Source organism: Actinoplanes sp. NPDC051388 (genome assembly GCF_055586225.1).
Window position 1 is genome coordinate 415,973 of record NZ_JBVJIP010000008.1, and the last position, 12,562, is coordinate 428,534.

Annotated in this window: 11 protein-coding genes; 3 read left to right on the top strand and 8 right to left on the bottom strand. The window is 71.6% G+C overall.

The genetic code is table 11. The features are described 5' to 3' along the window. Positions 1-8: 8 nt before the first annotated feature. The 3 genes from ACZ6TI_RS22600 to ACZ6TI_RS22610 all read right to left on the bottom strand — a co-directional run bounded on the left by ACZ6TI_RS22600 (position 9) and on the right by ACZ6TI_RS22610 (position 4,302). Positions 9-740, bottom strand: coding sequence for a hypothetical protein (locus tag ACZ6TI_RS22600; protein WP_465347074.1), 732 nt, complete (start codon positions 738-740; stop codon positions 9-11). Between the two features lie 65 nt (positions 741-805). Further along, positions 806-2,134, bottom strand: coding sequence for a hypothetical protein (locus tag ACZ6TI_RS22605; RefSeq protein ID WP_465347075.1), 1,329 nt, complete (start codon positions 2,132-2,134; stop codon positions 806-808). Then, positions 2,131-4,302 carry an NAD(P)/FAD-dependent oxidoreductase gene (locus ACZ6TI_RS22610; protein ID WP_465347076.1) on the bottom strand — a complete coding sequence of 724 codons (2,172 nt, stop codon included), beginning with the start codon at positions 4,300-4,302 and terminating at the stop codon, positions 2,131-2,133. Before ACZ6TI_RS22610 ends, ACZ6TI_RS22605 begins: the two co-directional genes overlap by 4 nt. Positions 4,303-4,449: 147 nt before the next feature. Here ACZ6TI_RS22610 and ACZ6TI_RS22615 point away from each other — a divergent pair, with 147 nt between their 5' ends. Continuing rightward, positions 4,450-5,031, top strand: a complete 582-nt coding sequence (locus tag ACZ6TI_RS22615) for a carboxymuconolactone decarboxylase family protein (protein ID WP_465347077.1) — start codon at positions 4,450-4,452, stop codon at positions 5,029-5,031. Next, positions 5,028-5,339: a thioredoxin gene (gene trxA / locus ACZ6TI_RS22620; RefSeq protein ID WP_465347078.1), complete on the top strand. Its 312-nt coding sequence runs from the start codon at positions 5,028-5,030 to the stop codon at positions 5,337-5,339. The genes ACZ6TI_RS22615 and trxA overlap by 4 nt, the downstream gene beginning before the upstream one ends. Here the strand turns inward: trxA and ACZ6TI_RS22625 are convergent. Both ACZ6TI_RS22625 and ACZ6TI_RS22630 read right to left on the bottom strand, forming a co-directional pair. Continuing rightward, positions 5,290-6,321: a LacI family DNA-binding transcriptional regulator gene (locus tag ACZ6TI_RS22625; protein WP_465347079.1), complete on the bottom strand. Its 1,032-nt coding sequence runs from the start codon at positions 6,319-6,321 to the stop codon at positions 5,290-5,292. The two genes, trxA and ACZ6TI_RS22625, sit on opposite strands and share 50 nt — an antisense overlap. 40 nt (positions 6,322-6,361) lie before the next feature. After that, positions 6,362-8,260, bottom strand: a complete 1,899-nt coding sequence (locus ACZ6TI_RS22630; RefSeq protein ID WP_465347080.1) for an MFS transporter — start codon at positions 8,258-8,260, stop codon at positions 6,362-6,364. Positions 8,261-8,491: 231 nt separating this feature from the next. Here ACZ6TI_RS22630 and ACZ6TI_RS22635 point away from each other — a divergent pair, with 231 nt between their 5' ends. After that, positions 8,492-8,923 (top strand): universal stress protein, encoded by a 432-nt coding sequence (locus ACZ6TI_RS22635; protein ID WP_465347081.1) that lies wholly within the window; start codon positions 8,492-8,494, stop codon positions 8,921-8,923. A gap of 16 nt (positions 8,924-8,939) precedes the next feature. Here ACZ6TI_RS22635 and ACZ6TI_RS22640 read toward each other — a convergent pair whose 3' ends face one another. From ACZ6TI_RS22640 to ACZ6TI_RS22650, 3 genes are read right to left on the bottom strand one after another with little or no spacing between them, the layout of a single operon-like run. Further along, positions 8,940-9,782, bottom strand: a complete 843-nt coding sequence (locus tag ACZ6TI_RS22640; protein ID WP_465347082.1) for a glutamate ABC transporter substrate-binding protein — start codon at positions 9,780-9,782, stop codon at positions 8,940-8,942. 10 nt (positions 9,783-9,792) lie between these two features. Beyond that, positions 9,793-10,455, bottom strand: a complete 663-nt coding sequence (locus ACZ6TI_RS22645; protein WP_465347083.1) for a response regulator — start codon at positions 10,453-10,455, stop codon at positions 9,793-9,795. Next, positions 10,452-12,533: an ATP-binding protein gene (locus ACZ6TI_RS22650; RefSeq protein ID WP_465347084.1), complete on the bottom strand. Its 2,082-nt coding sequence runs from the start codon at positions 12,531-12,533 to the stop codon at positions 10,452-10,454. The genes ACZ6TI_RS22645 and ACZ6TI_RS22650 overlap by 4 nt, the downstream gene beginning before the upstream one ends. Between the last annotated feature and the right edge of the window lie 29 nt (positions 12,534-12,562).

The following is a 12,562-nucleotide window of genomic DNA, read 5'->3' on the forward strand; positions in this document are numbered from 1 at the left end:
GTACCAACTCAGTTGAACGGTGGGCGGTGGACGCCGTAGCGCTCGTAGATCTGCGAGGCCCTCAGCTCGGTGCGGGCCACCACCAGGGCGACCGTGCCCAGCATGACGACCACCCCGGCGCCGCCCCAGAACGTCTCGGCTCCCAGGTGGTGCGCGCACAGCGCGAAGAGGAGCACCAGCAGTCCCCCGGCGGCCGCGACCACCTGCAACTCGTGCAGCAGACGGTGCAGCAGGCGGTGAGCCTTGCGATCCGCGCCGAAGTGCGACGCCGGGGACCACTTGATGGTGATCATCAGTCCGGCCGAGGTGAGGATCCAGAACGCGCCGAGCCAGGCGTTCCACGCCATCGTGTGGCCCAGGAAGAACGCGGGCGGGATCTCCAGGCCGGCGATGCCGAACGGCAGGAAGAAGTCCAGGAAGGACGGCGCCCAGCGCAGGAAGATGCTCATCGTCACGTAGAAGTAGAAGACCGCCACGAACACCATGAGCAGGCTGACGCTCTGCGCGTAGACCAGCGGCGACGGGCTCGCGAAGGTGTTCTGAGCGAGCAGGGCCAGCGCGACGCCCTGGGTGATGCTGATGATCGTGATGAAGCCCGCGGACGACGTCTGCAGCGACCGGGCGATCAGCACCTCGCGGCTCAGCGCCTGGAGGCCGTCGCCACGCACCGGCTCGTCGACGGCGGGGGCGACCACTCGGAACGGACGGCGGACGGCGGTGTGGCTGTGCAGGGCGGTCACGGGGAAGCACGTTAGGGTTCCGCGTCCGCGCGCGGTCGGATGAGGTTTCCTCGCGTTGCGAAACGTCAACCGAGCAGCACGGTCACGGTCACCGCGATCAGCGCGTTGAGCGACCAGACCGCGGGCGCGGTGGCCGCCAGCCGCCGGCTCTGGCGCAGCACCCGCGCCTGCGCCGAGGTCGGCGTGGTGCTGCGCATCCACCACGGATCGTGGCGCGCCTCGAGGACGTGGAAGACCGCGCCGAGGGCGGCGCCGAAACCGAAGTGCCCGATCAGACTCGGGAAGGCGGCCGCCGCGTCCGCCGCGGTCCATTGCGGTGTGCCGCCCAGCCAGGTCGGCAGCAGGGTCAGCGCGCCGAGGACCCACCACAGCAGACCCCAGGACATGCCCCAGCCGATGCCGGCGGTCAGGTCGTCGCTCTGCCGCCGGAAGAACAGCCCGTAGGTGGCGCCGAGGATGATCGAGATGGCCAGGTGGACGGTCAGCCCGACGCCGGCCGAGGTGGAGCCGACGAGCCGGGCGACCGTGCCCAGATAGCCGATCTGCGCCATGATCACCGTGAAGACCAGGCCCCCGGCGATGCCGCCGGCCGCACCGCGCAGGACGGCGCTCAGCGTGCGGGAGCCGAGGCTCTCCTGGTCGGCGCGCTCCGCCGGATCGGCGAACAGCAGCCGGGCCAGCCCGGAGATCCACGCCGAGATCGCGCCGATGGCGATGCCGAGCAGCAGGGCGGCAACCAGCGCCGGGAACTGATCGCGCACCTGCTCTACCGACCAGGCCAGCCGCCCGTCGCGCAGCAGCGGGACGGCGGTGACCGGGATGGCGAGCCAGAAGAGGAACCCGAAGCCCATCCCGCGGGCCATCGCGGGGCCGGTCGACGTGCCGGCCGCCGGATGCAGCAGCACGAAGACCACGCCGGCCCCGGCGCCGAGCAGCACCGGCCAGTGGGCGCCGGTCACGGCCGAGGCGATCAGGCCGGCTGCGCCGCCCTGGGAGACAAGCCTCCAGACCGGTACGCCGCCGGCCGCCGGACGCCGCAGCAGGATCAGGATCACGGCCGTGACGGCGCCGTAGAGCAGCAGCCCGATCAGGTAGGGGAAGTCCGACCGGGCCGCGGCGATGTCCCACCCGGACGACACGAGCACGCCGAGATACCACCAGAACATCCCGTATGTGAGACCCCAGAACAGCAGTTCGCCCGGCTCGGTCCGGCGGGCCCGCAGGAGCATTCCGAAGCCGGCCCCCAGCAGCACCGCGACGACCAGATGCGCGGCGTATCCGGCCATCCCGTCGCCGCTGCCGACCATCCGCGCCGAGGCATAGGCGAAACCGCCGACCAGCCCGGCCACCGCACCGTGCACCGCCGCGACCCGGATCGGCGTGGACTCGCTCATCGTGCCGCCTCCTGCTCGACGGAAGCGGACGCGGGCGACGCGGACGCGGACGCGGGCGACGCGGTCAGCACCACGTCGCGCGGGAAGACCAGGTCGAGCGACCAGTCGATGGCGACCTGCGCCTTCTTCTCGGCGCCGGGCAGCTTGGCCAGATAGACGCCACGCCACAACGCCCACGCCAACCGGCCGGAGAGCAACCGGCCGCCGATCTGCGCGGCGCCGTCCTGGTGGCCGAGCGCGACCAGTTGGGCGATCGTCCGGAAGCGGAAGGGCCGGGGCGGGTGGCCGTCCAGCACCGCCACTATGTTGTCCGCCAGGGCCTTGCCCTCGCGGAGGGCGTGCTGCGCGGTGGGCGGTTGCCGGGTGCCCGGCGCCTCCGGATCGGGGATCGCGGCGCAGTCCCCCAGCGCCCACACGCGGTCCTGGCCACGAACCCGCATGGTCGGCTCGCAGGCGAGTCCGCCCTGCTCGAGGTCGAGGCCGAACCGGCGCACGATCGGGTTGGGCGCGTTGCCCGCGGTCCACACCACCGTCGCGGCCTCGATGACGTCCCCGTCGTCCAGCGTCACCCCGGTTTCGGTGACCTCGGCGACCCGGGCGGACAGCCGGAACTCGATCTGCTTGGCGCGCAGCCGGCGCAGCGCGTGACCGGCCAGCCGCGGCGCCAGCTCGGGCAGGATCCGGTCCTGGGAGTGGACCAGGACGAAGCGGAACTCGGCCGGGTCGAGCTGCGGGAAGTACCGGCGCATCGCGTGCATCATGTCGCGCAGCTCGGCGATCAGCTCCACGCCGGCGAACCCGCCACCGGCCACCACGACGGTGAGCCGGCGCCGCCGATCGCCGGCCTCGGGCGCCCCGTCGGCCAGCTCCAGCTGGCGGATGATGTGGTCGCGCAGCCCGGCCGCCTGCGACAGCGTCTTGAGCGGGAACGCGTGCCGCTCGACGCCCGGCAGGTCGCGGAAGTCCGGGACCGACCCGACCGCGAGGACCAGATGGTCGTAGTCCAGGGACGTCACCACGCCGCCCTCGGTGCGGATCTCCACCCGGCGTGCCGCGGTGTCGATCGACTGCAGGGCGGCGTGCCGGCAGACCGTCCGGCGCAGCGCGGCCCGGATCGGGGCGCCGATGTGCCGCTCCTGCAGGGTGCCGCCGGCCACCCCGGCGAGCATCGGCGTGAAGAGCTGGTAGTTGCTGTCGCTGACCAGCACGATCTCGACGTCGTGCCGCCCGGACAGGCGGCGCTCGAGCCGCTGCGCCACGCTCACCCCGGCGAAGCCGCCGCCGACGACGACCACTCTCCGGCGCGTACCGCCGGAGGGGTTTGCCTCGGCCGTGGGAGGCCGCGTGGCCGAAGCGGCCGACGCGAGATGGACCACCACGGCCGTCACCGCGCCCTGGAGCATGTTGCCGGTGAGGAAGCCGAACGCGGCCTGCGCGTCGGCCAGCGACCAGGTGACCGGGTGACCGGCGAGCAGTGGCAGCACGGTGAGCCATTCGACCGCCCACCACAGCAGGCCGGCCAGCACACCTGTGGTGACGAGCGCGGGCAGGCGGTGCGGGCGGTAGCGCAGGAACGAGCCGATCACCGCACTGCCGATCACCGTGACGACGACCGCGACCCCGACGCCCGGCGAGAGCCCGGTGGCGTCGATCGCCATCATCCCCTGCCCGGCCTGCAGGAACGCGACGACCAGGCCGGTGCCGAGGCCGGCGATCAGGCCGAGCCGGCGCTGTGGGCCACCGGCGCGGGCGAAGCGGAACCCGATCGACGCCAGCCAGACCAGGGCGAGGATGCCGGCCAGCGCCGGGCCGTAGTCGCCGGGCAGCAGCGAGGGATTGTCGGCGGCCCGGCCGACGCCGGCCACCAGCGGCACCGCGACCACGATCGTCGCGAGGCTGATCACCCCGGCCGCCCGGACGACGCCGTGGTAGCGGCCCGGGACCAGGCGGCCGAGGAGCGCGCCGGACCCGAGCACCAGCGGCAGGAACAGCACGTCGTGCAGGACCAGGACGGCGGCCAGGAAGAGCAGGACACCGACCAGGTTGACGTCACCGTCGGAGATCGCGCCCCAGGCCGCGAAACCCATCAGGAGCACGCCGGCGGCGACCAGCACGCGCCGCATGCCAGTGGCCGCCCTGGGCCGTTCCGTGCCACGGGTGTAAGGCATTTGTCCCCCATCGGTCGTCCGGCAAAGCCTATGGCGGCCGGGCACTTCCGGGCCTTACCAAGTGCTTACGCCCGAGTCGGCCCTTGACCGTCGCATGCGGCGGGCGGACGATATGGCAATCGATTGCCAACCGAGCCGGAGGCCGTGATGCCACGCATCAGCTATGTCGATCCCGCCACCATCACCGACCCCGAACTGGCCGGATATCTCGACGACTCGCGTCGCTTCGGGACGCCGCGGCTGGAGAGCCAGGCCATCCGCGCGCACGTGCCGGCGGTGTTGCGCACGTTCAACCGGTCGTGGCAGGAGGTCTTCCGCGAGGGCGTGCTGGATCACGACATCAAGGAACTGGCCCGGCTCTTCGTGGCCAAGTCGCTCGACTGCGGTTACTGCGCCGGGCAGCGCTCGCACCTGGCCGGCCTGACCGAGCGCGAGGTCGACGACCTGATCGAGTTCCGCGACTCCGACCGGTTCTCCGCGCGGGAGAAGGCGGCGCTGCTGCTCGCCGAGGCGATCGCCTGGGATCCGCTGATGGCCGACGACGAGGTGTGGGCGCAGCTGCACGAGCACTTCACCGAGCCGCAGATCGTCGAGCTCGGCTACTTCATCGGGCTGACCATGGGCCAGCAGAAGTTCCTCAAGACGCTCGGCATCAAGCACGGCGAGCTCGATCGGGACGGCACCGCGGGGCTGGCGCCGGACGTCGCGGCCGCGATGGGCGCGCGATGAAGGACGCGACCGACGACGACTTCGACGCCCTGGTCGGCACCGGCGCGGTGCTGGTCGACTTCTGGGCCGACTGGTGCGGGCCGTGCCGCCAGCAGGCCCCGGTGCTCGAGGCGCTGCAGACCGAGCTGGGCGGCCGCCTCGACGTGGTCAAGCTCGACGTCGATCACAACCCCAAGACCGCTCTCCGGTACGGCGTCAGCGGCCTGCCCACGCTGATCCTGTTCCGGGACGGTGAGCCGGTGCACCGGGTGGTCGGCCTCAAGCCGAAGGGAGCGCTGCGCGCCGCGCTCGACCCGTGGATTCCCTGACGATCAACTCGGTCGGCAGCACCACGCTCGCGACCACCGCGTCCGGGTCGTCGATCCGCGCCGCGATCAGCCGGGCCGCCTGCGCGCCCAGCTCCTCCTGCGGGATGGCGACCGTGGTCAGGGCCGGCCGCAGCCACTCGACCAGCGGCATGTTGTTGATGCCGACCAGCGACACGTCCCGCGGGCACCGCAGGCCGCGCGCCGCGATCGCGGCATAGCAGCCGACCGCGAGCAGGTCGTTGCCGGCCAGGATCGCGGTCACCTCGCCGCGGTCCAGCAGCGTGCCGCAGGCCTGCTCGCCGGCCGCGGCGGTGTACTGCCCGGCCCGCACCACCCAGGATCGTTCCGGGGTGACCCCGGCGTCCCGCAGCGCCGCGCGATATGCCCGCTCCCGGGAGCCGGTCACCGAGATGCCGGCCGGCCCGGTCAGATGCCCGATCGCGGTGTGCCCGAGCGCCCGCAGGTGCGCGACGGCCTGCCCGATGCCCTGCGCGTCGTCGCTGGTCACGCTCGGCGCGGCGACCTCGGGCAACCGGTTCACCAGCACCACCGGCGCGCCCTCGCGGATCAGCGCCGCGACCGGGGCGTCCCGCCGGGTGGCCGACGCGACGATGTAGCCCTCGCACCGCCGCCCGCGGAACACGTCGAGTAGCCGCGCCTCCCGCCCGGCGTCGTTGTCGGTGCTCGCGATCAGCCCCTCGAACCCGTTGTCCCGCAGCACACTCTGCACGCCGCGCAGCACCGGCGGATAGAACGGGTTGAGCAGATCCGGGACGAGCACGCCGACGGTCCCGGAGCGCTGGGTGCGCAGGGATCGGCCGACCGGGTCCACCACGTAGCCGAGCTCGGCCGCGGCCCGCATCACCCGCTCGGTGGTGGCCGCGCTGATCCGTCCGCGCAGCCGCGGGTTGAGGGCGCGCGACGCGGTTGCCGGATGCACCCCGGCAACGCGCGCGACGTCCTTCATGGTGAACCTGTCCACGCCGCCACGATAAGCGCCGCCCGGCCCATCGCCTCTCTCGCTACGCGGAATCCGCGGCGCTGTCCCGGTCGGTCTGGGCCGGCACCGCCTTGAAGATGCGCTCCTCGTCCAGTGCCGAGGTCTGCACCACGAGCACGTCGCAGACCGCGTTCTTGACCACGTTCGCGGGCACCGAGCCGAGCAGCTCTCCGCCGCTCGCGCCCAGACCGCGGTTGCCGACCACGATCAGGTTCGCCGGGTTCGCACCGACCACGTCGAGCAGGGCCTGGGCCGGATCGCCGTCGACCAGCCGCTGCTCGATGTAGCGGGCCCGCTCCCGGGTCAGGCCGGTGACCGACTTCTCCAGGGCCTCGCGGGCGACCTCCTTGCCGTACAGGTCGCGGTGCACCCCCTCGGCCGTGGTCACCGTCGCCCGCGAGCCCTCGCGGTACGCCGTGACGACGATCAGCCGCGCCTGGGCGGCCTGGGCCACCTCGGCCGCGCGGTCCACGGCGTACAGGCTGGTGGGCGTGCCGTCGGAGCCCACCACGACCCGATCGTAGACGGTGATGCTGCGCTTGCCGCCGAGCGGCATGATCGGCGACTCGTCCGCCTCGTCCGGCGGGTCCACCCAGAGCATCGCGATCGCGCCGATGCCGAGCAGCACGCCGGCCAGCAGGATCGCGTTGCTGCCCCGGCCGTCGAGCAGGTGCTCGAAGATCCAGCCGAAGGTGACCGTCTGGATCAGCATCGGGACCACGATCATCATGTTCAGGATGCCCATGTAGACGCCGGTGCGCTTGGCCGGGACCATGCTGGCGACCATCAGATAGGGCACGCCGACCGCGCTGGCCCAGAAGATGCCGACGCCGATCATCGGGATCAGGGCCACGTACTGGTTGTCGATCTGGGCCAGCCAGACCAGCGACAGGGCGGCCAGGCCGAGCGCGACCGCGTGCACCCGCTTGGCGCCGATCCGCCGGGCGAAGCCGACCAGGAACAGCGCCGACACCATGGTGACGAAGTTGTAGCCGGCATTCTCCAGGCCGCTCCACGCGATCGCCTGGTCCCAGCCCTGGCCGCCGTCCTCCGGGTTGGCGTTGAAGATCGTCTCGCCGAGGCTCACCGCCAGGAACTGCCAGTAGATGAACATCGCGTACCACTGGAACAGGAACACCACGCCGATCTTGTGCATCGCGACCGGCATCGTGCGGACGGCGTCGCCGATCTCGCGTACCGCGTGGTGCAGGCCCTTGGGCGCGTTGCGCATCTCCTCGATGTCGTCGTCCGAGGGGGTGATCTCCTTGGTGCGCGCCATCGCCGTGAGCACGGTCAGCAGGATGCACACCGTGCCGATCATGAAGCAGACGTACATCCAGTAGGGCACGCCGTTGCCGGCCTCGGTATCCAACGCGGACACCTTCTGCAGCAGGAACAGCGACAGGTTGGCCAGCACCGCGCCGGCGCCGGTGAACATGCTCTGGGTCAGGAAGCCGCGGGCCAGCTGGGATTTCGGCAATCGGTCCGAGATGAACGCCCGGTACGGCTCCATCGAGGTGTTGTTGCCGATGTCCAGCAGCCAGAAGCAGATGACGGCCAGCCACAGGATGCCGACGAACGGGAACAGGAACAGGATCAACGCGCAGAGAATCGCGCCGGCCGTGATGAACGGCCGTCGTCGCCCCCAGCGCGGATGCCACGTGCGGTCGCTGATCGCGCCGATCAGCGGCTGGATGATCAGGCCGGTGACCGGGCCCGCGAGGTTCAGGATCGGCAGTTCGTCGGGGGACGCGCCGATCAGCAGGAACAGCGGGTTCACGGCGGACTGGGTGAGCCCGAAGCTGAACTGCACCCCGAAGAATCCGAGGTTCATCATCAGCAGCGCGCGGCTCGTCATGAGCGGCTTGCGGTCGGCCTGGTCGTCGGCCGTGGAGACGGTTTCGGATGTCGTGGTGGTCATTGGCGGACCCCTTCGGCCGACGCGTTCCTCTTTGCGACGCTAAACCTGCCGCCCAGCTCCCGCAACATGGCGTTAACAAAAATACGCAGGCCTTCCAACGCTGCAAAATCGCGTGAGCAAACGGACTCTGCGCCATTTGTATCGATTGAAGGCCCTCGACGGACCGATCCGCATGTAATAGCGTGCGGTTACGGGCGCCGGGCGGCCGACACCCTGGGAGAGGGGACGACGATGAGCGGATGGAAGACCATCGTGGTCGGTGTCGACGGATCACCCGGCAGTCGCAAGGCGCTGACCTGGGCCGCGGCCGAAGCCGCCGATCACGGCGCCGACCTGGTCGTGGTGAACGTCTGGGAGCACACGCTGCTGCCACCGGCCGGCAGCGTCAGCGTGTCCGAGCACTATGTGCCCGACCAGAGCCAGCGCACCGCCGACGACCTGGTCCAGGTGATCAAGGACGAGCTCGGCGACGACCCCCCGGTGCGGGTCCAGCCGCAGGTCAAGGAGGGCCGGCCGGCCAAGGTGCTGATCGACGAGTCGGCCGGCGCCGACCTGCTGGTGGTCGGCAACCGCGGCCACGGCGGCTTCGCGGGCCTGGTCATCGGTTCGGTGAGCCAGCACGTCGCGGCGTACGCGAAATGCCCGGTGACCGTGGTCCACTGAGCCGTGGTCCGTTGAGTCAGGCGCGGCAGGGTTGCGGCACCGGCTTGGCCGGGGCACGCACTCCGGCCCGGCCGAGGGTCGCCTCGAACGCCTCTTCCCACCGGCCGTCGTGCTCGATCCCGGCGATGGTGCGGGTGAGGAACTCGCAGAACGCGAGGTCGCCCTTCGGATAGCCGATTCCGTATTCGTCCACGCTGAACGGATCACCCACGACGGCGAGCTTGGTCGGCAGTTGCGCGGCGTATCCGAGCAGGACCGCGCCGTCGGTGGTCACCCCGTCCACCCGGCGCGACAGCAGCATGCGCACGCATTCCGTGTAGGTCTTCGCCGCGATCGGCCGGCCGTGGAACAGCCGCTCCCAGTTGTCGATCGACGTGGACCCCTCGGCCGAGCAGACCCGGGCCGCCGGCAGCGTCCCGGGCGCGGTGATTGCGTCCCGGTCCGCACGGCGGACGAGCAGTTGTTGACCGGTCACGAAGTACGGCCCGGCCTGACCCACGATCTCCCGGCGCCGCTCGTTCATCGAATAGGAGGCGACCACGATGTCGACGCGGTCCCCGACCAGATAAGTCTCGCGGACCGCCGAGGTGGTGGTGACGAAGTCGATCTGGTCGCGGTCCAGCCCGAGCTCGCCGGCGATCAACGTGGCCAGCTCGACGTCGAAGCCCTCGTAACCCCCGGTCGCCGGATGCCGGAAGCCGAGGCTGGGCTGGTCCGACTTCACGCCGATCCGGATCCGGCCGGCCTGCTGCAGCCGGGCCATCGTGGTGCCCGGTTCGAAGGACGCGGGCTCGCCACCGTCACAGGCGACCGGGCTCAGCGCCAGAACCGCCAGGAACACGACCAACGACCGACGCACGGCTGCCCCCTCAACCGCCGCCGACACGATGCCCGAGGCCCGCGTCGCGCGCCTTGGCCACCACCGCGGCACGGTCGTTGACCTGGAGCTTGAGATAGATCGACGAGACGTGGTTGCGGACCGTCTTCTCGGACAGCGTGAGCCGGCGGGCGATCTCGTGGTTGCCGCGACCTTCCGCCACGTACCCCAGGATCTGCCTTTCCCGGTCGGTCAGCTCCGGGAAGGCGGTGCTGGCGCGGTCGTGCGACCGCCCGCTGAAGAAGTTGCTGACCCGGGTGCCGACGGTGCGCTCATAGACGAGCTCACCGGCCGCCACCGCGAGGATCGCCCGGACGATCTGGGTGCCGTCCGCACCCTTGAGCAGATAGCCGCGCGCCCCGGCGAGCAGCGCGCCGATCACCGCCGGATCGTCCTCGTGCATGGTCAGGACGAGAACGCCGACCTCCGGATGCTCGGCGAGGATGGCCGAGGTGGCGGTGGCGCCGTCCAGCCCCGGCATGGTCAGGTCAGTGACCACGACGTCCGGGCGCAGCTCGTCGACGACGGCGATCAGCTCGCGGCCGTCCGCCGCCTCGCCCACGATGTCGATCTCGTCGGCGCCGGTGATCGCCGCCCGCAGGCCCAGGCGGAACATCGGGTGGTCGTCGGCGAGCACTACCCGGACAGCGTTCACGGGTCCTCCTGGTTGAGCGGGAGCACGGCGATGATGGTGGTGCCGGTCGCCGCCGACTCGAGGTCCAGGCGGCCGTGCAGGCGTTCCGCGCGCCGGCGCATCGAGGTCAGCCCGACCCCCGCCACGGCACTCCCCGCGCCTCGCCCGTCGTCGGCGACCTCGATCAGCAGCGCCTGCGCGGACGCCGACAGGGTGATCCGCACCTGGTCGGCCTGCGCGTGCCGGACCGCGTTGGTCAGCGCCTCGGTGGTGATCCGGAAGGCCGCCGTTTCGACCCGGATGGGCAGCGCCGGCAGGTCTTCGGAGATCACTTCGATCGGTACGGCGCAGGACATCGCGACCGCGCGCCGGCGGATCGCCTCGGCCAGCGTCTCGGTGTCGAGTGCCGTCGGCCGCAGCTCGTCGATGATCCGCCGCAGCCCGATCACGGACCGGCCGATCTCGTCGCGCATCAGCCTCAGCAACGTCTTGTCCGGCCCGCCGGCCAGGTTTTCCAACCCCAGCTTGATGCCGTGCAGCGACGGACCGAGATCGTCGTGCAGGTCCTCGCGGATGCGCTCCCGCTCCGCGGCGGCCACCGTGACGGCCCGGTCGCGGGCGGCCTCGAGCTGCTCGGTCAGCTGGTAGGCCTGCAGCACGATCGCGATCTGGAAGGCCAGCGCGGCCAGCAGCCGGGTGTCCGCGGCGGTGTACGGCTCGTTCGGGCGCCGGTCCAGCACCCGCATCTCGCCGAGCAGGGTGCCGCCGAACCGCAGCGGCAGGTCGGTGGTGTGCTCGCCGGGCGCCTGCCGGGCCCCGGCCTCGGCCAGGGTGCGGCCGTCCGGGGCGATCAGCGCCGCACCCGGTGCGTGCACGGCGGCGGTCACGCTGGCGATGGCGCCGGCCAGCAGGTCGCCGTTCGCGGTGACGGCCACCCGTTCGCCAAGCTGGGTGAGCGCCTCCAGCGGATTGCGGCGCTGCCCGTAGACCAGCCGGTCGGCGGCCCGCTGGAGGCGATCCCGGGCCGGGGCCAGCGCGATCGCCACCGCGGCGGCGGCCACGATGCCGAGCAGGGGTCCACTGTCCAGGGCCGCGCCGACCATCGCGCCGACGGTCGCCGTGACGCCGAGATAGGCCGCCACCACGACGCAGGTGTAGAAGCCGTAGACCAGGCCGCGGCGCAGCACGGTCTCGATGCCGAGCAGGCGATAGCGCAGCACGCCGACCGCCACCGCGACCGGAACCAGCAGCAGGGACAGCAGGATCAGCACGTTGGCGAAGGTCACCGAGACGAAGAGGGACGCCGCCAGGAATGGCATGACGACGCAGACCAGCAGGGCGAGTTGCTGCCGCCGGGGCGCGCGGGCGCCGATCATCCGGACCACCGTGCTCGCCCAGATGGTCAGCATGGCGAGGATCAGCAGCGGCTTGAAGACCCACGCGGCGACGGTGCTCCACCGGGCCCAGGCGGAGGGCAGCACCGGCATCGCGGCATTCGGGTCGGCCAGCACGTAGGCCTTGGTCTCGTAGACCGACGGGCCGGGCTTGAGGACGTCGGCCAGCCGCTGCGGGAAGGTCGGGTTCAGGCCCCAGCCGTTCACCTCCTCGGGCGGGACGACCGGGAACGGGATGCACAGGGTCAACACCACGATCGACACCATCGCGATCCCGACCGGCCAGCGCCACCAGCGCCCCGGCAGGCGTCCGTCCGGATAGAACGCGAGCAGCAGGGTCGGCGGGATGAGCCAGCCCGGCAGATAGAGCGCCGGACCGAAGAACGTGCCCCAGGACGGTGGCTGGTCGGCCAGCCCATAGCCGGTGTAGACGGTGAGGCTCACGGCCCACGCCTGCGAGGCGCCCACCCCGAGCACGATCCAGCCGATCACGTTGCGCGGCCGGAAGTTGATCAGCACGGCGCCGGTCAGCGCCCAGGCCAGCCCGAGCACGCCGCAGCCGACCACGAACGCCGACTGATTGAACGGCGACGGCACGAAGAACCAGGCCTCACCGCTGGGTTGCGCCATCGTCCACCAGGCGTAGGCGACGGCCGCGATGGCCGAGGCGACCGTCGCGGCCGCGCCTATCCGGGCCGCCGCCATGCGCTCATTCTCAGGCCCCCGGTGTCCCC